Raw genomic sequence first — 22,572 nt, 5'->3', positions numbered from 1 at the left:
CGGCAAGCCATAAAATAAACGGAGTTTCTCAAATTTACTGCTGAATATGGCCCGGCTGGGTGTAAATAAGCGGAAAATTTCCGGTTAAGAAGATTGAAGTTGGCCATTTTCCTGTTTTTTGAGATGATAGCCGGACATTCTCCGTCTCTTTGAGCTGTTTTAGAGTGTTTGGGGAAATTTCTCCGATTATTTTCAACCTGTCACGGATTCCCTCATAAAGATCCGGGATGGTCCTCCGCTCTTTTATGGATGGGAGAGAAGAAAAAACTTGCTCTTAAACTGCTTTTCTTAATTTTGCTTTAATTGAATATGAACAGGACCGTCCAAAGTAGATCTTTATGCCAGAAAAATAGAAAACAGGCCATAGTCCAACGGCCCGTTTCCTTTATATCTCTTCCAGCTCTTTCATTAAGAAATGGCAGCCGTACTTCACTGATCGTGATCGGTTGGCTGCACGCGATCCGCCGAGGTTCAGCTTCTCCACATGTACCGGCCTGCCTTTGATGGCTATCCCGATGTAGACCGTGCCGACAGGTTTGCCTTCAAGCTCATCCGGTCCGGCAACCCCGGTAAAGCTGATCCCAATGTCGGCGCCTGTCAGGGAAGCAGCATTTTCAGCCAGTTCTGCGGCACAGGCTTTGCTGACAACGCCATCTTTTTCAATGGTTTCCTTTTTTACCTTCAGGACTTTTTCCTTCACTTCGTTCGTATAGCAGACAACTCCGCCCTTAAGAAGGCTTCCCGCTCCAGGTATGGAAGTGAATTCCTGCTGGAACATCCCGCCTGTCAGACTTTCCGCACAGCCGATCGTCAGCCCTTTTTCCTTCAGACGCTTTGTCAGCTCATTCATTAAGGAGGTTTCATCATACCCATAGAAGAATTCACCTGTCCTGCTGAGTATCTTCTCTTCTGCCTCTTCTATCAGCCGCAGTGCCGCGTCAAGGCTTTGATGCTTGGCTGTCAGCCTCAGGGTCACTTCCCCGTCTGCAGCGAGGGGCGCTATCGTTGGATTGGACTGGCTGTCAATCAGGTCCTCGATTTCTGTCTCAAGCATAGCTTCCCCAATCCCGAAGAACCGGAGCACCCTGGAGAGGATTTTGTCCTGAGAATCCATCCTGGCAAGCAGTGCGGGGTGGCCGTATGCGAGGAACATCGGCTCCATTTCCTTTGGAGGGCCGGGAAGGAGCATATACGTTTTAGCACCTTTTGCATATACCATTCCAGGTGCCATGCCATGGTCATTCGGAAGCACTTCAGAGCCTTTAAGTACAATCGCCTGCTTCCGATTGTTCTCTGTCATCATCCGGCCGGTCCTTTCGAAATAAAGCTCGATTTGGCGGAGCGCCTCTTCATTGTGGACAAGCTCGGCGCCCAGATGCTCTGCAATGGCCTCTTTTGTCAGATCATCCTTGGTCGGGCCGAGGCCCCCTGTGAAGATGACCAGGTCAGAGCGCTCCTCGGCTATCCCGATCGCCGCTTTGAGCCTGGAAGGATTGTCTCCAACAACCGTATGGTAAAACACATTGATGCCGATATCCGCCAGCTGCCTGGAGAGGAATCTGGCGTTTGTATTGTTGATTTGTCCTAGCAAAAGCTCTGAACCCACCGCAATGATTTCTGCATTCATTTCCTTTGTCCCCTCCTGTTGACGCCTCATCTTACATCACTTGCCTATTACTTGGAATTGATGAAAGCTGCTCTATTTTTATAAAAATAATCCCAGCCTGACCAGATTGTAAAGATCATCGCCACCCAAAGCGCAATGTCATCGAATGGCACGGAAATCAATTCAAAGATGATGTTATGCAGCAAGAGTGCCGAAATGGCGACGATCTGTGCCCATGTTTTCACCTTGCCAAGCATATTGGCTGCCACAACTTCCCCTTCGCCTGCAAGGACAAGCCTTAGGCCTGTAACCGCGAATTCACGGCTGATAATCACAATGACAATCCAGGAAGCTGCCAGTTCAAGGTCGACCAGGACAATCAAGGCTGCTGATACAAGCAGCTTATCTGCGAGCGGATCAAGGAACTTTCCGAGATTGGTGACCATGTTCAGCTTCCTTGCGTAATAGCCATCAACCCAGTCTGTCGCAGAAGCAATGATGAAAATCAAGGCCCCGACAAGATGCGTGACAGGCATTTCAGCCCCTAAAAAGGCTGCCTCCCCCCATGAGAAGGGAACAAGCATCACAATTAAAAAAAGCGGAATCAAGAAGATCCTTGATACGGTAATTTTATTAGGCAAGTTCATTATGTACCTCCAAAAAGCTATGTAGTTTCGGCAGACTTGCGCTAAAGGCGGAGAAAACATCCATGCCCCCAGAAAAGTCTTACTCTATAGTTTTACAGCAAAAAAATAAATATAGCAATTTTTTCACTTTTTTATCGGGCTGAACCTTCTTTCTTTGGCCGCCGGGAGAAAAAATAGCCATCACACGGATGGCTATTCTGTCGTTTTTGTGTAGCGGATGGTAATATCCTGCTTTACACTCTGGGAAGAAGGAATAGCATATTCCAGCTTCTGGTCATTGATATACAATTCAGTCTGGGAGGTGTTTCCTACTACGAGTACAGCCTCAGGCTCTTTCGACAAATCGATTGTCTGGCTTTCGGCAGAACCTTTTAAAAGCATTCCCTCGAAGAAAGAATAGCCTTTGCCATTCTTGATGCTCACCCAGGTTTCGCCCGTGCTGACCACTTTCAGCACGAATTGATCAGCATTTTTCACTTCATATACGGTATCATTGCCAGCTGACTCGACGACAGCAACTTCCTGTGCAGGCGGTTCCGGCTTTTCTTCTTCAGCCGGCTCTTCTTCCTCAGCAGCACCGCCGCCTTCTTCCTGGCCATCCTCTTCCTTAGGCTCTTCTTTTGCAAGATCATCCGACTGGCCGTACTCAACACCCTGCGTATTGCCATTATCGGCCGGCTCACCCTCATCTTTCCCGTTGTTTGCCATAACGATGAAATAATAGAGAAGCGCAATAACGCCGACAACAAAGACGCCAATCAGTATTTTCGGGAGCAGGTCCGCCAGCCTGGAGCTGCTGCCTGAAATATTTTTCCTGGTCTGAACCCTTGATAGCTTTTCCGGTATGTCATCACTTGCAGCGGTGACAGGGATGTCATTCTTATACTGCTCAAAAAGTTCTTCCGGATCTATGCCGACAGCCTCGGCATACTGCTTGATGAATGCCCGGACATAGAATTTGCCCGGCATCATGCTGTAGTTTCCTTCTTCAATGCCTACGAGATAGCGCTTCTGAATCTTTGTCGCTGTCTGAAGATCATCAAGGCTCATGCCTCTTTCGATCCTCGCCTCTTTTAAATGATTGCCTAGTTCTGTCAATACAAACACCTTCCACCTTACTAAAAATCAAATCCTCCAAAATCAGTCCCGGAGAACATATCATTATTCTCAACCACATCATACTTGATCTCTTCATTGTGATCATGGCGCAGTTCAATAATATAATCAAAATCCTCCATCGAATATTCTGTATTCTGCACAAAAATATCCGGATGCTCAACGACCTTGACTGCCGGAAGGCGCATGATCTCCCTCACCAGCTGCCAATGCCTTTCATTTGCCCTTCTGGTTGAAACGATCCCATCAATGATAAACAGATTATTTTCGTTGTATTCATCCTGAATCAGCTGATTCCGGATCGTCTGCTTAAGCAATGTTGAGGACATAAACAGCCATCTCTTGTTGGCGCAGACACTTGATGCCACAATCGATTCTGTTTTGCCGACGCGGGGCATGCCCCTGATGCCAATCAGCTTATGTCCTTCCTGCTTGAACAGCTCTGCCAGGAAATCGACGAGCAGCCCCAGCTCATCCCGGACGAAACGGAACGTTTTCTTATCGTCTGCGTCCCTCTGTATGTATCGGCCATGGCGCACCGCCAGCCTGTCCCTCAACTTCGGTTCCCTGAGCTTTATTACCTTTATTGTGTCCATTGTATGTAAAATAGACTCTAGTCTTTGGATTTGTTCATGATCTTTTGCAAGGATCAGCAATCCCCTTCGCCCTTCATCCACTCCATTGATGGTGACGATATTAATGGAAAGCATTCCCAGGAGCGAAGAAATGTCACCAAGCAGCCCAGGCCGGTTTTTTTGAATTTCATATTCCAGGTACCATTCCGTTTTTTCCATAGGTAAACCTCCCAGATCGTGCCAAATCCGACATTTTCCTGCATAATTTTGTCTAGCTTCTATAATAAATGATTTTCCCTGAAGATGAAAGAAAAAACCAATGTCTTTCGAATCATTCCTCATTTTTTTCATTGACTGCAAAGAAAAAAAGAGAGGGTTGGCCTCTCTTTGGAATGAATCTGTATGGAAAGTTCTATTGCTGCTGTGATCCGTCGTTCTGAACAAGCTTGACCATCATATTGGCAATGGCATGCTGCTCTTCCTGGCTTGCCACTGACCATAGATCAGCCAACACCTTTTCCTGATCATTTTGCGGATCAACCTGTTTTGCAAGATAGTCGCCAATCTGATAAGCAAGGTCATTGACTACATCTTTGTTCATGCCTTCATTCTGGGCATGGTGAAGACGGTCTCCCAAGAAATCCTTCCAATGATTCCAGTTATCCAATACAGACATTGTTCGTACCTCCTTGTAGTATAGTACAAAGTTATTTTGCTTACAGGAGGAGTAAAATATGCATCTGTCTGTAATTTTACGTGTACCAGCCGCCATTGATTCCCAGCACCTGGCCAGTGATATAGGAAGACCCTTCAGAAAGCAGGAAAGCTACAGCATTCGCAACCTCTTCTGGTGCTGCCATCCGCCCCATCGGTATTTCTTCCTCTATCTCCATTATTTCCGATTCACTGAATGATTCCATCATCGGTGTTTTTACAGCACCAGGGGCTATCGCATTCACTCTCACCCCATTTAGGGCGACCTCCTTGCTCAAGGCTTTCACAAACGCGATCTGCGCACCTTTTGCTGCTGAATAGGCTGTTTCACAGGCGGCACCTGCCTGGCCCCAGATGGACGAAACCATGATTATGCTGCCCTGGCGCTTTTGGATCAATTTGGGCAGCAGCTCCCTGGTAAGCGCATAAGGAGACAGCACATGCACCCGCATCAGCTGTTCGAGAATCTGGTCGTCTGTATCTTCCAGTAATCCATAAAAGCCTGCCCCGGAATTATGGATAATCGCATCGAGGGAAAAGATGCTGCCGGCGATTTTCTTATAGCCGAGAGGATCTGCCAGATCACCCTGGACCGGGATATATTCCCCTTCGAATTGTGCAAGCTCTCCCAGCAGCTTCTCTATGGCCTCTATGTTCCTGTTATAATGCAGGTAAAGCGAGTGCCCCTCTTCAGCAAGCTTGAGGGCAATTGCCCTTCCTATGCCTCCGCTCGCACCGGTCACCAACGTAAATTTCTTCATTTTCTGTTCCGCTCCCTTTTCCACAATGACAGAAAGCGCCGGAAACCGGCGCTTTCCTTTTTATTTGGGAACAACCTGGCAGACAGTAAATCTGTCCTCGGACAGAAAAACATTTGCTGTCTCTTTCAGCTGTTCTAAACTGATTTTCTCGATTTCAGGCACCACTTCGAACAGGTCCATTTCATTGAAAGCATAACGGGTGAACTGGTTGGCGATATATTCGGGCGAATTGACGGAACGGAGGAATGCTCCGATTTTTTTCTTTTTCGTTCTGTCCAGCGCTTCCTGGCTGAATACATCGCCAGTCTTTGCTTCAAGCAGCATGCTCCTCAATGTGCCGGCAAGCTGATCCGGATCGCTTGTGTCCCCTCCAAGCATCGCAAAGCCGAATCCCTGCTCTTGTGTATAATCATACGAGAAGGTTTCATCAATAAGCCCTTCCCTGTACAGCGTTTCGTAATTTTTGGAGCTTTTGCCGAACAGGATATCCAGCATAACATTCAGCGTCAGCTCATTCTTCAGCATTTCAGCGCCTTCCTGCTTCACATTAAGGGCTTTGACGCCCAATAAGCATTTAGAGCTTTGCACATTCATCTTCAGAACCTGCTTCTTCTCCGCAACACCGGTCATTTCCTGCTCAAACCTGCGTTCGATTGCCGGCTGGTCACTATATTCCTTTTTCTCCTGGTTGCTCCTGATCTGCCCCATAATCGCTTCAGGATCAACCGGACCGGTAACAAACAGCAGCATATTGCTCGGGTGGTAGAAGGTGTTATAGCATTCATACAATAGATCCTTCGTAATATGGGAGATTGATTCCACTGTTCCGGCAATATCAATTTTTACAGGATGATTCTGATACATATTCTGGATGAGGCCGAAATAAAGGCGCCAGTCCGGATTGTCATCATACATGGTGATTTCCTGCCCAATGATGCCTTTCTCCTTTTCTACGGTCTTTTCCGTAAAATAAGGATCCTGGACAAAGTCAATCAGTGTCTCCAGGTTCCGTTCAACGTCTGAGGTGCTGGAAAACAGATATGCTGTCCTTGTGAAAGAGGTAAAAGCATTGGCAGAAGCGCCCTGTTTGCTGAACTGCTGGAAAACGTCGCCGTCCTCTTTTTCAAACAATTTATGCTCAAGGAAGTGGGCGATGCCATCAGGAACCTTCACAAACTCCTCCTGTCCAAGCGGGACAAAGTGATTGTCCACTGAGCCGTATTTGGTTGTAAAGGTGGCATAAGTTTTGTTAAAGCCTTGCTTTGGCAGTATATAGACATCAAGGCCATTGGCCATTTTTTCGTAATATAATTTTTCTTTCAATTGGTCAAAAACGATCGTTTCCATTTATTCGCCCGCCTCCGTTCCTGTTAAGAAATATACGGTATCCATGCTGATTTTTTTTGCTGCGGCGACAATATCTTCTTTCGTGGCTTTGTCCATCTCATCCATCCACAGGTCAAGGGAAATTTCCTGGCCGGCAACTACGTTATGATAAAGGATCTCTGTCATCCCCCTGGCAGTGTCGATCGTTTCAAGCAGCTGATTCTTGATCACTGCCTTTGTCTGTGCCATTTCTTCTTCCGTAAAGTCGCCGTTTACCATGGCTTCCATCTGGTCTTTAATAATGCCGACTGCCTGGTCATAGTTTTTATTATCGATGCCGGACATGACCATCATCAATCCTTTATGGCTTTCAAGCCTGCTGGCGACGTAATAGGCAAGGCTTGCTTTTTCCCTGACATTGATAAACAGCTTTGAATGTGAAAAGCCGCCGAAAATGCCGTTGAAAACCTGGAGGGCATAGTAATCTTTATCTCCATAGAGGATATTGGTCCGGTAGCCTATGTTGAGCTTCCCTTGTTTTACATCCTGGATTTCTTTGACTTCATTTACATCCCCAGCTTCAGCGGAAGAACCGCGCGGAAGCTGCTTAGGCTCTCTCGGAGAGAACTTGAGATACTCCCCTGCCATCGCTTCAACTTCGCCAGGATCAACGTCACCGATCACATAAAAATCGAGCTGATCTTCTGCAAATGCCCGTTCATAATATTGGTAAAGCTTTTCAGGGGTGATGCTGTCGACTTCGTCCATTTCTCCGTTTACATGGAGGGCATAAGGCTCCCCTTTGCACATTTCTTCAACAAGCCTGAAATTGGAATATCTCATTTTATCATCAAACACAGATTGAATCCGCTGCTTTTGCGTCCTTTTTTCCTGTCTGACTGTTTCCTCATTGAATTTCCCATCCTGCGCATTTGGCTTCAGCAGGATTTCAGCAAGGAATTCAAAAGCCTTCCTTAACAGTGGTGCCGGATCCGAAAGAAATTTCTCATTGGCGATATCCATTGAAAAAGTAACAACATGGTACTCGCCCTTTTTTGCCAAATCCACATACAGACTGGCGCCGTATAAATCATCAAGATGCGAGCGGAGAAGCCCTGTGGCTGGAAATCTGCTTGAACTGCTCTGCAGGACATACGGGAAAAGTGCTCTTAGAGTCGCATCTTCTTTTTGAAGAGGAGCTTTCATTTTCCAAATCAGTGTATTGGTTTTGAATTTGCCGGTCTTGACTATATGGAGGTCATACCCTTCCATCTTTTTTACGATTTCATCCATAACGGCCATATACATCCTCCTAAATTCCTGCTTTTCCAAAAGATAAGATAGTATATTTTTTTCTAATTTGATTACTGTCTAGCTCCAGCGCCTACCCCCTCGAGGTCACAAGCCAATCCTCCCAAAAAGGCAAAGAACGCCTTTCCGGGAGGATCGTCTTGTGCTTGTCGGGGGTGAGCAAGGCGCTTGCGCTTTTCTTATCTTATGTAGACGCTGCTCAGGTTATTTTTTAATCTTCTCCATAAAAATAAAACATATTCTAACTATAACGTTTCCTAAATTGAGATAGCAAATGATTGATGCGCAGGGAAGGTATGCCAAAGAGGGTATTTTTGTGATAAACAAAGCAGCCCCTTTTATGGAGACTGCTCTTAGATTATACTTATCCGCTATTGGCACTCATGATTTTTTTTGATGGCAGCGTATTCTTCATGATAAGGCCGCTGCTGAAAATGGCCCTGCTTTTCCCGCTGGTTTTGGCCTGGTAAAGCAGGGCATCGGCTTCTTCAAGTGCAAGCTTTGTATTTCCGCTGCTTAAGAAACTGGCGCCAAAGCTCATTGTGACAGGCTGTTTCCCTCCGGCCATAACCTCCTGAGCCACACTGTCCAGAAGGCCCGTCAGGATGTTAATGACCTTTTCCTCGCGGTTCCCAGGGATAAGGAAGGCAAATTCTTCTCCTCCATAGCGGTAAATTCTGCAGCCGTTCAGCTTTTCAGCCCTCATGAAAGTGCGGCCCAGCTTTTTCAGCACTTCATCGCCTTCAAGATGGCCGTAATAGTCGTTGATACCTTTGAAATTATCTACATCAGCTAAAAGGATGAAGCAGGGTTCCGCTGTTTTTTCTATAAGGTTCAGGTGCTCATGGAATGCTCTTCTATTGGCAAGCCCGGTTAGGAAATCTGTGTACACCATTCTTTTTAATTTTTCGATCTGAGACTTTTGCCTCGTTTCCCTGACAGCGGCACCACCGGCCAGAATTCCGGTTATCCAGAGGCTCCCCAATGGAAGAAGAAGGTGTTCTGCATCTTGCCCTAAATCTGTCCCGGCCAGAATAGAAGCTGAAAAGAACAATGCTGAAAACAGTGCACCTTTAGTGCGCATCCTGATGGCTGCAGTCACGGTAAGCAGGATGGCCAGTGGATAAAAGACGGCAGCCCCGTCTCCAGAAATCATATACAGGACAGCTGCAGCAATATGGTCGCAGCCAGTCCATACAGCCGCAAGGCGCCTGCTTGCTTTTCCGTTTTTTATAAAGCTTGTACATATATGGGCAGCTGTAATATAGATGAAGGAAAATACGGCAAGGACTGCCGGAAGCGCTGTCTTCTCTGCCTGAAATGGAGCAGCTGGTGAATGGCTTATGAAGAGGACCAGAAGGAGAAAGAACCATCTGCTATAGGAAACAATCTTATCTGTATGATAATCATCGAAAAACAAGGATTTTGGCATATGACGGCCCCGATCAGAAATGATAGAATATTAACTATTTAATTTTAAGGCAGGTTTTTCCAAGAGTCAATCTATTCAGTTAATTTTTTCCTTAAATGGCAATCTATCAAAACAATTGAAAAACCCGGCCTGCATGACCGGGTTCAGTATGATTATCTTTTTCCTTTTATATATGGAGTACCGAGTGCCTTCGGTGCATCTGCGCGGCCGATGAAGCCTGTCAATGCCAGGATGGTCAGGACATAAGGCGCAATCAGCAGATAAACATTCGGAATGTTCTCAAGCAGCGGCAGGCTGGAGCCTACAATGCTCAAGCTCTGGGCAAAGCCGAAGAACAAAGCAGCGCCCATTGCTCCAAGCGGATGCCATTTACCGAAGATCAGTGCTGCCAAAGCCATAAAGCCCTGCCCGCTGATGGTAGCGTGCCCGAAGTCAGAAGAAATCGACTGTGCATAAACTCCGCCGCCGACACCTGCAAGCGCACCTGAGATGACTACGCCGATATAACGCATTCTTGTTACATTGATGCCCATCGTATCAGCAGCCATCGGATGTTCACCGACTGATCTCAGACGGAGGCCGAATGGCGTTTTGAACATCACATACCATGCAATGAAAGCGATGATGATAGCAACAAAGGATGTATAATAGGTATTGGAGAAAAGGATTTCCCCTATGATTGGTATATCGCTTAATAATGGTATATCGACCTTGCTGAAGCCCACCTGGATGATATCTGTCTGGCCTTTATCATAGATGAACTTGACAAGGAATAATGCAAGTCCGATTGCCAGCAGGTTGATGGCTACCCCGGAAACAGTCTGATCAGCCCGGAATGTGATGGAAGCTACCGCATGGATGAGGGCGAACAGTCCGCCGACAACCAGCGCTGCGACCAAAGCGAGCCATGGAGTTGCTTTTCCCAGTGAATCAACAAATGTCAGGTTAAATACGATTGCAGTGAACGCTCCTATAACCATTAATCCTTCGAGTCCGATGTTGACAACACCGGAGCGCTCAGAGAAATTTCCGCCCAATGCAGTGAAAATAAGCGGTGCCGCCCATAATAGCGTGGAAGGAACAATGATCAGCAAAATATCCATAAAGCCCACTTATTTCACCCCCTTCTTGCCAAACTTATCAATGACGATGCGAATCATGTAGCTGGCTGCTACAAAGAATACAATCAGCGCGATGATGATATCTACCAGTTCATTCGGCACTCCGGCCTCAAGAGGCATATTCAGTGCCCCTACTTTAAGGCCGCCGAACAGGATAGCGGCAAACACGATTCCGATCGGACCGTTTGCCCCTAGGAGCGCAACTGCGATTCCATCAAAACCGACGCCGGTGAACCCGCCTTTGATTGCTGCATAGCCAAAGGTGCCCAGACCTTCCATTGCACCGGCAAGCCCTGCAAAAGCACCTGAAATGACCATTGATAAAATAATATTAGAGCTTACATTCATTCCGGCATACTGGGATGCATGCTGGTTAAAGCCTACTGCCTTCAATTCATATCCTTTGGAAGTCTTCTCCAGCAGGAACCACATGATGAACACACAAACGAGTGCAATCAAAATTCCCCAGTGAAGCCTTGAATAGTCAGTGATGCTTTCAAAGAATGGTGATCTCAGAGAAGCTGACTCTGCGATATTTTCAGTTCTGTCCGCATTGTCAGTCAATACTGAACGAACAATATAGTTTGTTACATGCAAGGCAATATAGTTCATCATGATGGTCACGATAACTTCGTGAACCTTGAACTTAGCCTTCAGCAAGCCAGGGATGAATGCCCAAAGTGCACCTGCTGCCGCTGCTGCCAGTACAGCAAGCGGAAGATGAATGAACTTAGGGAGGTCATCGAAGGCAAGCCCGACCCAGACAGCCGCAAGCCATCCGACAATCAGCTGCCCTTCGACACCTATATTGAACAGCCCTGTCCTGAATGCAAACGCTACAGCCAAACCGGCCAATATATATGGCGTTACCTGGCGGACGACCTCACCAGTGTAATACACTTCGCCAAATGCTCCGTTCCACAATGCTGTATAACCGGCAACCGCATTATAGCCTGTCGCAATCATGATGATGGTGCCGACAATAACTCCCAGCAGAACCGCTATTAAAGGAATCATTATATTTTTCAAACGACTAGACATTAGACTTTTCACCCGCTTCCTTTCTTTTCGACCCTGCCATCAGCAGCCCCAGTTCCTGCTCTGTCGTTTCAGCCGGATCTACGACCGCTACAATCTCACCTTCATAAATAACGGCAATCCGGTCGCTGACATTCATGATTTCATCCAGCTCGAAAGAAAGAAGCAGAACGGCTTTGCCGTTATCACGCTGCTCAATCAGGCGCTTATGGATGAATTCAATGGCCCCTACATCAAGGCCCCTTGTCGGCTGGGCAGCGATGAGCAAATCAGGGTCGCGGTCAATTTCACGGCCGATGATCGCTTTTTGCTGGTTTCCGCCAGACAATGCCCTTGCCTCTGTATACTCAGTCGGCGTTCTGACATCATATTCTTTTATCAGCTTGCGGGCCTTATCGTAAATCTCTTTAAAGTTTAATACACCATACCTGGAGAAAGGCTTTTTGTAGTATGTCTGCAGCACGATATTATCGCCAATCGGAAAATCCAGCACCAGTCCGTGCTTATGCCTGTCCTGAGGAATATGGCCGATCCCGCTTTCAGTGATTTTCCTTGGAGACAGATTTCTGATATTTTTTCCGTTCAGGCTGATGGTGCCGTCCTCTGCTTTTCTCAGTCCGGTGATCGCTTCGATCAGCTCTGTTTGTCCATTGCCGTCAACACCGGCAATTCCGACAATTTCGCCTGCTTTTATCTTTAAATTGAGATTGTTTACAACAGGGACGCCCCTCGAATCTTTAACCGTAAGCCCATTGATTTCAAATGCAACCTCTTTTGGATCTGCAGCCTTCTTATCTGTCTTGAACGTGACTTCACGTCCGACCATCAGGCTTGCCAGCCCATTCGGGTCTGTCTCGCTTACGTTGACTGTTCCGATGCCGACACCTTTGCGGATGACTGTAACCCTGTCGCAGACCTCCATGATCTCTTTCAGCTTGTGCGTGATCAGGATAATAGATTTGCCTTCTTTGATCAATGTCCGGAAAATCTGGATCAGCTCGCCGATTTCCTGCGGAGTCAGAACAGCGGTCGGCTCATCAAAAATCAGGATTTCAGCTCCCCTGTATAACGTCTTCAGGATTTCAACACGCTGCTGCATCCCTACAGAAATATCGGATATCTTTGCCTGGGGATCTACGGATAAGCCGTAGCGCTCAGAGATTTCCCTTACTTCCTGTTCAGCTTTTTTAATATCGATTCTCCCGGCGGTTGTTGTTTCTTTTCCGAGAATGATATTTTCAGTGACAGTAAACGTGTCGACCAGCATGAAGTGCTGATGGACCATGCCGATGCCAAGGTCATTGGCTATGTTCGGGTTAGTGATGCTGACCGGCTTTCCGTTGACGCGGATTTCACCTTTTTCAGGCTGATACAGGCCAAACAGCACGTTCATCAGCGTTGATTTTCCTGCCCCGTTCTCACCTAAGAGAGCGTGGATCTCACCCTTCTTCAATTGAAGAGTAATATTGTCGTTTGCGACGATGCCCGGAAATTCTTTGCGGATATTGAGCATTTCAATAACGTATTCCATTCTTCCACTCCTCGCACAAATTAATAGAAAATATAGTAGTAAGAGGTCATACCTTAGAAGCTGTAAAAAAATCCGGCAGGTGCCGATTCCTCCGGCCTGCGGCTTTGCATTCCGGTTTTCAAGGTTTCTTAAACATCTATATTTCAGAGAAGATATCTAAAACACTAAGTGAAAGGCAGAATCATTCTGCTCTTCAATTAATGTTCCAGCCTGCAATTTGCATTAAAAAGGAATAAGTGGGCCTTACAACCCCCTTATTCCCTTTTTGTATTATTCAGCCTTGAAGTTTTCAAGCTCAGCTCTTGTACCAGGTACAACAACATCGCCGCTCTTGATTTTATCCTGCCACTCAGTTACAGCAGCTTCGATGTCGGATTTCACAGAAACTTCGTCATTGATTTCTGCAAGGCCTACACCGTCTTCAGCTAAACCGTAAGTAGTGATTTCGCCGCCAGGGAAGTTGCCTTCCATAGCTTTTGTTGAAAGGTCTTTCACTGCATTGTCAACGCGCTTAAGTGCAGAAGTGATGATGACGTTATGGTCGCCGACAACACCTTCAGCTGTCTGGTCGGAGTCAACGCCGATTGCCCAGATTTCTTTAGAAGGATCTTTCTGCTTAAGGTCGCGTGCTTCTTTGAATAGTCCGTTACCAGTTCCTCCGGCAGCGTGGAAAATAACATCTGCTCCAGAAGAGTACATCTTAGCAGCAATTGTCTGGCCAAGTTCAGCTTTATCAAATGCGCCAGCGTACTGTACATCTACTTGTGCTTCAGGGTTGATCGCCTGTACACCTGCAAGGAAGCCGGATTCGAAGCGCTCGATAACTGCTCCTTCAATACCGCCGATGAAGCCGATTTTGTTTGATTTAGTTGTTAGACCAGCTGCAATCCCAGCAAGGAAAGAAGCTTCCTGCTCTTTGAAAAGGATGCTTGCAACGTTAGGCTGCTGTACTTCTGCATCAACGATCGCGAAGTGGGCATCTTTCTGCTGCTGAGCGATTTCATCAACAGCTCCCTGCATCATGAATCCAATACCGAACACAACATCAAAGTCCTGGCGAACAAGGTTGTTCAGGTTTGTTGCGTAGTCAGCGTCTGATTGTGACTGAAGATAGTCAAAGCCGCCTTTGCCTTTTTCCAGGCCGTTTTCTTCACCAAATGCCTGAAGACCTTCCCAGGCAGATTGGTTGAATGATTTATCATCAACACCGCCGACATCAGTTACCATTGCAACAGAGAATGCTTTTTCTTTGTCTGTGCCGCCTTCACCAGCTGCATCGTCTTTTTCTTCACTGTTTCCGCAAGCACCAAGAATCGTGCCGGCTGCAAGAACAAGTGACAGCGCCAAACCAAATTTACGCTTTTTCAAGGTTTGTACCCCCCAAGGAATTTGTTTGAAATTTTAGCAGGAATATTCTGAAAAACAGATTTGTTTTCGCTTTCACTTCCGCAAAAAAATTATATTCTCCTGCGAAGGACATGGAAGCTGAACTTGTCGGCCTTAAAATAATTCACCGAGTAAAGGACTGGTTCATCCATTTCGTCGTAATGCATCTGCTTTAACACAAGCAGTGCAGTTTCCGGTTCACATTCAAGAATCGGGGAAATCTTCTCGTGGTAGCCGATCGGTTCAATCTGGGCAACGGCATAGGTGATTTTTTTATTGGCTTCTTCTTCGAGCACATTAAAAATCGATTCCTGGTCATGCGTGAAGCTTTCCGGGAGTATCTTTTCCGGCAGCTTGTCCACACAGTAGACTACAGGCTCCCCATTCGCAGTCCTGACCCTTTCGATAACCACAATCCCTTCCTCCGCCGAACATGAGAAACGGCGCACATCCTCTTCGGTCGGCCCCTGAGTGACTGAGCTTAAGAATACGGTTCCTGGTTTCATCCCTGCCTGCAGAATCATATTGGTCACGCTGTTAAGCTGCTCGATTCCTGAAGTGAAGAGAGGCTTTGCGTTCACAAAGGTTCCTACACCATGCCTGCGGATAATCACGTTTTCTTCTTCAAGAATACGGAGCGCTTCACGCAGTGTAGCTCTGCTTACTCCAAGCTGCTTTGCAAGGTCAAATTCAGAAGGAAGCTTTTCTCTTTCTTTATAGAGCCCTTCTTCAATGTCCTGCTTTAATCGATCGATGACTTGCAGGTATAGATGCCGGTTATCTGACTTAATTGACATGCAGGGTTCCTCCAACCTTTTTTCTCAAGACATCAGACCTCTGATGTTTAATGATTCCTACTAATCGAAAATACTATAACACTTTTTATTTAATAAATAAATAGAATTTCGAGAATTTGTCGAAAAAAGGTGGTTTAGATCCCTTTATCAGAAAACACTTAAAAATCACCCGATTCAGAAACGGAAATACTAGGAAAAACCATTCTTTTTTAAGCGCTTTCCTGTTATTAATTCCCTAACTAAATTGAAAGTTCTTCCATTATGCAAGACTCGCTGACTATAAAAATAGTGCCGGCCCTCCAATACTATGAAAGCGCTTTTAATAGTATAACCTTATTCGCTTCTGTTCTGCTATCTTTTTTTTCAGCTCAAAAAAAAACCGGTCTCCCTGGACCGGTTTTCTTCCCATTATGAACTTGCTTCCTCTGATGCCTTGGCAACCAGGACCGCCCTAGGCTTGCTGCCTTCGTATGGTCCTACAATCCCCCTCAGCTCCATTTCATCAATGAGCCTTGCCGCCCGGGTATAGCCGATTCTGAAGCGCCTCTGAAGCATGCTGACGGATGCAGTCTGCATCTCCACTATTAGCTCCACCGCTTCTTCGTAAAGGTCGTCATCAACCTCTGACGCCGTTTCCGGCACATCATCGGGGATCATCTCTTCCTGATACTGCGCTTTCTGCTGGGAAATGACGAAATCGACTACCTCTTCAACTTCTTCGTCGGAAAGAAAAGCGCCCTGGACCCTGACCGGCTTAGAAGCGCCGACAGGAAGGAACAGCATATCCCCCCGTCCAAGGAGCTTTTCTGCTCCTCCCATGTCCAGGATGGTCCTGGAATCAGTCATGGAGGATACTGCAAAAGCGATCCTTGAAGGAATATTCGCCTTGATGACACCTGTGATGACATCTACAGATGGACGCTGGGTCGCGATGATCAAATGGATCCCTGCGGCCCTCGCCATCTGTGCGAGCCTTGTAATGGCATCCTCAACGTCCGAGGATGCCACCATCATCAGGTCTGCCAGCTCGTCCACAATGACGACGATATAAGGCAGGAGGGGCTGCTGTGCCTCTTCTTCTGCATTATGCCGTTTAACATGCTCATTATAGCCTTCAATGTTCCGGGTCCCTGTATGGGAAAATAATTCGTAGCGCCTTTCCATCTCACTGACCACTTTTTTCAGCGCCTGTGACGCTTTCTTTGGATCGGTGACAACAGGTGCCAGCAGATGGGGCGCACCGTTATACACATTCAGCTCGACCATTTTCGGGTCGATCATCATCAATTTCACTTCATGCGGCTTGGCGCGCATCAGGATGCTTGTGATAATGCCATTGATGCAGACACTTTTCCCGCTGCCCGTTGCCCCGGCAACAAGCAGATGGGGCATCTTATTCAGCTCAGCCAGGACAGCTTCGCCTGTGATATCGCGGCCAAGGCCGATCATCAGCTTGCTGTCCGGCCTGTCGTTCTGCTTGGACTCCAGCACTTCACGCAGAGACACCATGGCAACCTCTGTATTCGGCACTTCAATCCCCACCGCCGATTTGCCAGGGATCGGGGCCTCGATCCTGATTCCCTTTGCTGCAAGGGCAAGGGCCAGGTCATCACTTAAACTTACGATTTTGCTTACCTTCACGCCCACATCGGGATGGACCTCATACTTGGTTACTGCCGGCCCCAAATGGACCTGAGTAACCCGGGCCTTGACCCCGAAGCTCTGGAAGGTGCGCTCAAGCTTGGCGGCATTGGCATGTATCTGTTCATACTCACCGCTTTGATCCGCCTGCCTCGGCAGAGTAAGAAGGCTCAGCGGAGGAAGCTCATAGTCCACATTTTCCACCTCTGTAAAAGTGATGGCTGGTGCAGACTCTTCCTCTGCTGCCTCTTCGCCGCCCGGCTTGGACTTCCGTTTTGCTGCTTCCGGCACGGGTTCGGGCTGCTGCTGGTAAGCCCGCTCAGCGAAGCTTGAAATGATCGGTTCAGGCGAAGGCTCTTCTTCAGCCGGCAGCGGCGGCTGGGAAATATTGACGGACGGTTCAGGCTCCCGCTCTTCGGCTGACTGGCGCAGCTCTTCCTGCCTCTGCCTCCGCTCATCGCTTCTTTCACGGAATTTACGCTTCGATTCCTTCATATCTTCCAAAAACGCTTCCCATTGCTTTTTGATGAAGCCCCAAATGGAGATAAACAGCTTGCCTGCAGCTTCCCCAAAGGTCTTTCCGGTCAGCAGCACAAGCCCGATTATAATCAGTAAAGCAGCAATCAGCTTTGTGCCGGCTTCATCAAACAAGAAGTAAGACATCGCAAACAGCACCGAGCCAACCATCCCGCCGCCGAGATCGGTCGTGCTCGTTTCGCCGCCTGCCTCCATCCAGAATAGCTCCCATGTGTTGCCGATGACACTTGGATCTTCAAACTTGCCGCCGTTTGAAAGCAGCTGGAAAAGTGTCACATGGCTGAGAAGCAGCATGGACGCGATGACCAGGTACAGCCCCATCAGCTTAGTATGGAAAAGATACGGCCGTTCCCTTTTCCACATCAGATATCCTCCATACACAGCCATCCCCAGAAGTCCCAGTATGTACCATTCTCCCATGAAAAAACGGAAGAACATGACGATCGATGTCCCGACCGCACCGAGTTTTGCTATTGAAATCACTGACAGAGCAATCATTATCAATCCAGTCAGTTCATATTGCACAGTTTTTTTCAGTTTTTCTTTGCTCTTCGATTGCCTTCTTTTTCTTTTTGCCATTTCATCACCCTGTACTGCAGATTTCTATCCTGATTCATTATTGCCTCAGCCGGCAGGCGGCAGACGTCCGCCACTCATCTTAAAACAAAGAAAACCCGGCAGACTGCCGAGCCCTAAAAAGGCGGAGCATAAACGGAACTGCCCTTTCTCCATCCCGGCAATCCGGCCGCACCGCTGCTTCCTTGAAAGCCGCAGCATGACAAGGAAAGCAGCCATATGGCTGCTCTTAGTAGTATAACAATATTATAGCATATAGCCCGGATTTTGGGTTATACTATTGTAATTTTAGAACCGGGCATGCATCTATCATCCAGGAAATGATTCGGGTCTGTGCTCATGACCCTTATCACTGTATATTGCTGAGGCATATCACCGACAGCTTCGGCAAGCACAGGTATCCCTTCAAAAGAAAGGAATTTTTGTCTGGCAAATGCGCTTTCTTCCGGCTGGAAAATCAGCTCCTGGGGCATCGATGTGTATAAAATCATTGCACCAGCCCCTCTTCCTTGCCTTTGTTCAGGTCAATCAGCTCATTCAGCTTCTTAAGGGCCGGCCCGACACCGCCGACTGCATCAATCAAGCCATAGGATACCGCATCTGCACCGACTACATTCGTTCCAATATCCCTGGTCAGATTTCCTTTTGCAAACATCAGGTCCTTGAATTGCTGCTCAGACACCTTTGAATGCCCTGTCACAAAATTGATGACCCTATCCTGCATCTTGTCCAGATATTCAAAAGTCTGCGGGACCCCGATGACCAATCCAGTCAGGCGGATCGGATGGATCGTCATTGTTGCCGTTTCCGCTATAAAACTATAGTCACAGGATACAGCAATCGGAACACCGATGCTATGCCCGCCTCCAAGTACGATTGATACGGTCGGCTTAGAAAGGGAAGCAAGCATTTCAGAAATGGCCAGCCCGGCCTCTACGTCTCCCCCCACTGTATTCAGGATCACCAGCAGCCCTTCAATTTTTGGGTTTTGCTCTATTGCTACAATCTGGGGGATCAGATGCTCATATTTCGTCGTTTTATTTTGCGGCGGCAGCTGAAGATGCCCTTCGATTTGTCCGACGATCGTCAAACAATGAATGGTTGTATCCTGTGAAAGCTGGGGCACATTCGTCTGGCCCAGCTGCTGTATTTTTTCCATCAGTGCAGATGGTTTATCTTCCTTGGGCTGTTCCGGGCTTCCTCCGCCCTCATTGGCATTTTGAAAAAAATTCTCATCCATCCTGTATTCTCCTTTCAAGGCTTAATATCGTTAGTATGGACGCCAATGCCTTTTTCATTCCGGCACAGCCAAAAAACGGGCAATTCTTTCGCGCAGGAGGATTTACAGTTTTAATCAAAATAAAGGCCATGAAGCAGCTGCTTCATAGCCTCTTAACATATGCTGTAATCTATTGCTTCACTTCCATGATGATCGGCAGGATCATCGGACGGCGCTTTGTTTTTTCGTAGAAGAATTGATTGAGCTCATCGCGCATATCCTGTTTGACAGCAGCCCAGTCAAAACTTTCTTTCTGGGAGCCGCGATGGACGATTTCCTTGACCATATCGGCTGCCTGAACCAGCAGCTTTTCAGATTCCCGCACATATACAAAACCGCGTGAAATGATTTCAGGCCCTGCCGCTATCTGCTTATCATGGCGGTTCAGCGTCACGACAACAATCAAGATCCCGTCCTGTGAAAGCAGCCTTCTGTCCCTCAGGACGATATTCCCGACATCACCAACGCCGATCCCGTCAATGAGTACATTTCCAGCCGGCACCCGGCCGCTTTGCTTGATTCTGCCATCCTTGATTTCAAAGACATCCCCTTTTTCAGGAATGAGGATCGAGTCCTGGCTGATTCCGCATTCTGCTGCTAGCTTTCCATGCGATTTCAAGGTTTTATATTCTCCATGCACAGGGATGAAATGTTTCGGCTTCATCAGATTGATCATGAATTTCAATTCTTCCTGGCTTCCATGGCTTGATGCAGTGGCACTGTTCTTTCCGGTGATCACGGTCGCTCCGGCCCTGTAAAGCATATCCATCGTCTTATAGATGAACACTTCTCCCCCTCTGATCGGGGCAGCAGCGAGGTAGACGGTGTCACCTTCCTGGATCGTTACCTGCCTGTGGGTCCTTTTCGCCATTTTCTGCAGCGCCTCGATCGGCTCGCCCTGGGAGCCGGCCGTCAGGATGACCACTTCATGGTCCCTGAAGCTGCCAAGCTCTGATAAAGGTATGAGGATATCATCTTTGACAGCCAAATAACCGAGCTGGACTGCCAGGTCATATACCTTTTGGATGCTCTTCCCTGCCACGGCAACTTTCCTGCCGCTTTCCTCTGCCGCATCGAATATATGCTGGATCTGAATTAAATCAGAAGCAAAGCAGGCTGCGATGACCCTTCCTTTTGCGCTGTAGAATGCATGTGCCATCGCTTTTTGCACGACTGCCTCGGATGTTGAGTATCCGGGCCTTTCTGCATCTGTACTGTCTGACAGAAGGCATAATACCCCATTGTCGCCGATTCCGGCCATTTTTCCAATCTCCGCTTTGTACAATTCAGGAGCAGCCTGGTCAAACTTAAAGTCGCCGGTGTAGACGATGCTTCCCTCTGAAGTATGGATGCATATTCCGACTGAATCAGGGATGCTGTGATTGGTCCGGAAAAAAGATACACTCGAATGTTCAAATTCAAGCACTGAATCGGAATTGATTTCAATCAGTTCTGCTTTGCCCCTGTAGTCCTGCTCCTTCATCTTCGCCTTGGCCAAAGCAAGGGTCAGCTTTGTGCCATAGACAGGGACAGATACCTTTTTAAGCACATAAGAAAGAGCCCCAATGTGGTCCTCATGTCCATGTGTCAGGAAAATGCCCCGGATTCTGTCTTTATTCTGTACCAGATAGGAAACATCGGGAATCACAATATCAATCCCAAGCATTTCGTTCTCCGGAAACATTAGCCCTGCGTCGATGACATACAGATCTTCATCCACTTCTGCAAGGTACATATTTTTGCCGATTTCCCCGACGCCGCCGAGGGCGATCAGCCTGATGCTTTCATTTTTTCTATTATTCACCTAAAAGCTCCTCCAATGCTGTTTCGGCTGTGCCCCGGACAGGGGCGAGCCTTTTTAATATATATAGCTGTATAGCTTAACACGCTTATAAACAGAAAACGTCCTTAAAACTTTTATGTATACTGACTGCATGGTTCAGCAAAAAAACATGATGGCGGCCTAAAGCCGGGACCGGCTTAGGAACGGATCTGACAGGCAAACCTATTTCCTAGGATAAGCCGTCACTCTTCCTTCCTGAATCCGGAGCAGCCCACACTGGTTTCTGGCCTTCCTCACAGCTGGCCTGCTTTATGGCAAAGCAGCCCCTATTCAAGGCCGCTTTTATCTATGAAAGAATATTCAAAAAATGTATTGCATAATCGGACGAGTTCAGTTACACCCATTATACTTGATTAATGAATTTTATGACAACCAATTTTATTTTTTCGTATTGGGGGCAGCGGTCATCTCTATAGGAAAAAGCCGGGAGCAATGCTCTCCGGCCTGTTTAGGATCGTATTATTAGTTTTGGAACAAGCTGAGCAGTGCGGCTCTTTCCTGTTCTGTCAGAGGAACAAGCGGCAGCCTTACTGAACCTGTGTCGATGCCCTTCAGCTGAAGCGCAGTCTTGACTGGGACCGGACTTGGTGCGGCAAAGAGGCCTTCCATGAGCGGAAGGAGCTTCTGATGCTTGGCAGCAGCTTCTCCGACATTTCCCTCAAGGAAAGAAGAGATCATGCTCTGCATTTCAATCCCGATCACATGAGAAGCTACAGAAACCACTCCTGCTGCGCCTATCGCCATCGCTGGAAGCGTCAATCCATCGTCTCCAGAATAAAGAAGGAAGTCTTCATCAGTGCCGGCAATGATCGCTGTCATGCTGTTCAAATCGCCGCTCGCTTCTTTGACAGCCTTGATGTTAGGGATCTGTGATAATCTGATCACTGTTTCCGGCGCGATATTGACTACAGACCTTCCCGGGATATTGTAAACCATGACAGGCAGGGATGTGCTTTCAGCAACCGTTTTGAAGTGCTGGTACAATCCTTCCTGGTTTGGTTTATTATAATACGGAGCAACGACCATAACGGCATCCACACCGATCTGCTCCGCTTTCTTTGTCATCTCAACAGAAGCATACGTATCATTGCTGCCTGTTCCTGCAATGATAGGGATTCTTTTGTCGACCACTTTGACGACATGCTTGAACAAAGCCAGCTTTTCTTCTTTTGTCAGTGTCGGCGATTCCCCTGTTGTGCCGGCAACCACGAGGGAATCTGTTCCGTTCTCGATTAAATGGTTGATAAGCTGCGTTGTTTTTGTAAAATCCACATGGCCTTTTTTATCAAAAGGCGTCACCATTGCTGTAGAAACTCTTCCAAATAGAACCATTCT

Annotated in this window: 19 protein-coding genes; all 19 read right to left on the bottom strand. The window is 47.3% G+C overall.

Annotation, left to right across the window (positions count from 1 at the left end; all coding sequences use genetic code 11):
* Nucleotides 1-385: 385 nt before the first annotated feature.
* Nucleotides 386-1,627 carry a competence/damage-inducible protein A gene (locus N288_RS09440; RefSeq protein WP_022543734.1) on the bottom strand — a complete coding sequence of 414 codons (1,242 nt, stop codon included), beginning with the start codon at nt 1,625-1,627 and terminating at the stop codon, nt 386-388.
* Between the two features lie 47 nt (nt 1,628-1,674).
* Complete coding sequence (gene pgsA / locus N288_RS09435) at nt 1,675-2,253, bottom strand: CDP-diacylglycerol--glycerol-3-phosphate 3-phosphatidyltransferase (protein ID WP_009791529.1); 579 nt, start codon at nt 2,251-2,253, stop codon at nt 1,675-1,677.
* A 192-nt stretch (nt 2,254-2,445) separates the two neighbouring features.
* The gene (locus N288_RS09430) at nt 2,446-3,351 is read right to left on the bottom strand and encodes a helix-turn-helix domain-containing protein (RefSeq protein ID WP_022543733.1); all 906 of its coding nucleotides are present in this window, start codon (nt 3,349-3,351) and stop codon (nt 2,446-2,448) included.
* A 20-nt stretch (nt 3,352-3,371) separates the two neighbouring features.
* Nucleotides 3,372-4,163 carry a YmfK family protein gene (locus tag N288_RS09425; RefSeq protein WP_022543732.1) on the bottom strand — a complete coding sequence of 264 codons (792 nt, stop codon included), beginning with the start codon at nt 4,161-4,163 and terminating at the stop codon, nt 3,372-3,374.
* Nucleotides 4,164-4,356: 193 nt separating this feature from the next.
* On the bottom strand, nt 4,357-4,620 hold the full coding sequence (locus tag N288_RS09420) for a DUF3243 domain-containing protein (protein WP_009791674.1): 264 nt from the start codon (nt 4,618-4,620) through the stop codon (nt 4,357-4,359).
* Nucleotides 4,621-4,696: 76 nt separating this feature from the next.
* A complete protein-coding gene (ymfI, locus tag N288_RS09415) occupies nt 4,697-5,419 on the bottom strand; it encodes an elongation factor P 5-aminopentanone reductase (protein ID WP_035401341.1) in 723 nt (240 codons plus the stop codon).
* Nucleotides 5,420-5,479: 60 nt separating this feature from the next.
* On the bottom strand, nt 5,480-6,766 hold the full coding sequence (gene yfmH, locus N288_RS09410; protein WP_009791676.1) for an EF-P 5-aminopentanol modification-associated protein YfmH: 1,287 nt from the start codon (nt 6,764-6,766) through the stop codon (nt 5,480-5,482).
* Nucleotides 6,767-8,047, bottom strand: a complete 1,281-nt coding sequence (gene yfmF / locus N288_RS09405; protein WP_022543731.1) for an EF-P 5-aminopentanol modification-associated protein YfmF — start codon at nt 8,045-8,047, stop codon at nt 6,767-6,769.
* Nucleotides 8,048-8,420: 373 nt separating this feature from the next.
* Complete coding sequence (locus tag N288_RS09400; protein ID WP_009791678.1) at nt 8,421-9,488, bottom strand: GGDEF domain-containing protein; 1,068 nt, start codon at nt 9,486-9,488, stop codon at nt 8,421-8,423.
* Nucleotides 9,489-9,640: 152 nt separating this feature from the next.
* On the bottom strand, nt 9,641-10,600 hold the full coding sequence (locus tag N288_RS09395; protein WP_009791679.1) for an ABC transporter permease: 960 nt from the start codon (nt 10,598-10,600) through the stop codon (nt 9,641-9,643).
* Nucleotides 10,601-11,650, bottom strand: a complete 1,050-nt coding sequence (locus N288_RS09390) for an ABC transporter permease (protein WP_035401338.1) — start codon at nt 11,648-11,650, stop codon at nt 10,601-10,603. It abuts the gene before it with no gap.
* Nucleotides 11,643-13,178 carry an ABC transporter ATP-binding protein gene (locus N288_RS09385; RefSeq protein ID WP_009791681.1) on the bottom strand — a complete coding sequence of 512 codons (1,536 nt, stop codon included), beginning with the start codon at nt 13,176-13,178 and terminating at the stop codon, nt 11,643-11,645. Before N288_RS09385 ends, N288_RS09390 begins: the two co-directional genes overlap by 8 nt.
* Nucleotides 13,179-13,448: 270 nt before the next feature.
* On the bottom strand, nt 13,449-14,546 hold the full coding sequence (locus N288_RS09380; RefSeq protein WP_009791682.1) for a BMP family lipoprotein: 1,098 nt from the start codon (nt 14,544-14,546) through the stop codon (nt 13,449-13,451).
* Between the two features lie 89 nt (nt 14,547-14,635).
* Nucleotides 14,636-15,361, bottom strand: a complete 726-nt coding sequence (locus tag N288_RS09375) for a GntR family transcriptional regulator (RefSeq protein WP_009791684.1) — start codon at nt 15,359-15,361, stop codon at nt 14,636-14,638.
* Nucleotides 15,362-15,769: 408 nt separating this feature from the next.
* Nucleotides 15,770-18,118 (bottom strand): DNA translocase FtsK, encoded by a 2,349-nt coding sequence (locus N288_RS09370; RefSeq protein ID WP_022543729.1) that lies wholly within the window; start codon nt 18,116-18,118, stop codon nt 15,770-15,772.
* Between the two features lie 269 nt (nt 18,119-18,387).
* Nucleotides 18,388-18,606, bottom strand: a complete 219-nt coding sequence (locus tag N288_RS09365) for a YlzJ-like family protein (RefSeq protein ID WP_009791636.1) — start codon at nt 18,604-18,606, stop codon at nt 18,388-18,390.
* A complete protein-coding gene (locus N288_RS09360) occupies nt 18,603-19,355 on the bottom strand; it encodes a ClpP family protease (RefSeq protein ID WP_022543728.1) in 753 nt (250 codons plus the stop codon). The genes N288_RS09365 and N288_RS09360 overlap by 4 nt, the downstream gene beginning before the upstream one ends.
* A gap of 169 nt (nt 19,356-19,524) precedes the next feature.
* The gene (locus N288_RS09355; RefSeq protein WP_009791638.1) at nt 19,525-21,198 is read right to left on the bottom strand and encodes a ribonuclease J; all 1,674 of its coding nucleotides are present in this window, start codon (nt 21,196-21,198) and stop codon (nt 19,525-19,527) included.
* 501 nt (nt 21,199-21,699) lie between these two features.
* Nucleotides 21,700-22,569, bottom strand: coding sequence for a 4-hydroxy-tetrahydrodipicolinate synthase (gene dapA, locus N288_RS09350; protein ID WP_009791640.1), 870 nt, complete (start codon nt 22,567-22,569; stop codon nt 21,700-21,702).
* Nucleotides 22,570-22,572 lie beyond the last annotated feature (3 nt).

The organism is Bacillus infantis NRRL B-14911, assembly GCF_000473245.1.
Classification (GTDB): Bacteria; Bacillota; Bacilli; order Bacillales; family Cytobacillaceae; genus Bacillus_AB; species Bacillus_AB infantis.
This window is presented reverse-complemented; position numbering and strand designations above follow the sequence as displayed.

Bases quoted from the DNA above. Each gene is read 5' to 3' on its own strand.
- N288_RS09440 (WP_022543734.1), bottom strand. From the start codon at position 1,627: ATGAATGCAGAAATCATTGCGGTGGGTTCAGAGCTTTTGCTAGGACAA.
- pgsA (WP_009791529.1), bottom strand. From the start codon at position 2,253: ATGAACTTGCCTAATAAAATTACCGTATCAAGGATCTTCTTGATTCCG.
- N288_RS09425 (WP_022543732.1), bottom strand. From the start codon at position 4,163: ATGGAAAAAACGGAATGGTACCTGGAATATGAAATTCAAAAAAACCGG.
- N288_RS09420 (WP_009791674.1), bottom strand. From the start codon at position 4,620: ATGTCTGTATTGGATAACTGGAATCATTGGAAGGATTTCTTGGGAGAC.
- ymfI (WP_035401341.1), bottom strand. From the start codon at position 5,419: ATGAAGAAATTTACGTTGGTGACCGGTGCGAGCGGAGGCATAGGAAGG.
- yfmH (WP_009791676.1), bottom strand. From the start codon at position 6,766: ATGGAAACGATCGTTTTTGACCAATTGAAAGAAAAATTATATTACGAA.
- yfmF (WP_022543731.1), bottom strand. From the start codon at position 8,047: ATGGCCGTTATGGATGAAATCGTAAAAAAGATGGAAGGGTATGACCTC.
- N288_RS09400 (WP_009791678.1), bottom strand. From the start codon at position 9,488: ATGCCAAAATCCTTGTTTTTCGATGATTATCATACAGATAAGATTGTT.
- N288_RS09390 (WP_035401338.1), bottom strand. From the start codon at position 11,650: ATGTCTAGTCGTTTGAAAAATATAATGATTCCTTTAATAGCGGTTCTG.
- N288_RS09385 (WP_009791681.1), bottom strand. From the start codon at position 13,178: ATGGAATACGTTATTGAAATGCTCAATATCCGCAAAGAATTTCCGGGC.
- N288_RS09375 (WP_009791684.1), bottom strand. From the start codon at position 15,361: ATGTCAATTAAGTCAGATAACCGGCATCTATACCTGCAAGTCATCGAT.
- N288_RS09370 (WP_022543729.1), bottom strand. From the start codon at position 18,118: ATGGCAAAAAGAAAAAGAAGGCAATCGAAGAGCAAAGAAAAACTGAAA.
- N288_RS09365 (WP_009791636.1), bottom strand. From the start codon at position 18,606: ATGATTTTATACACATCGATGCCCCAGGAGCTGATTTTCCAGCCGGAA.
- N288_RS09360 (WP_022543728.1), bottom strand. From the start codon at position 19,355: ATGGATGAGAATTTTTTTCAAAATGCCAATGAGGGCGGAGGAAGCCCG.
- dapA (WP_009791640.1), bottom strand. From the start codon at position 22,569: ATGGTTCTATTTGGAAGAGTTTCTACAGCAATGGTGACGCCTTTTGAT.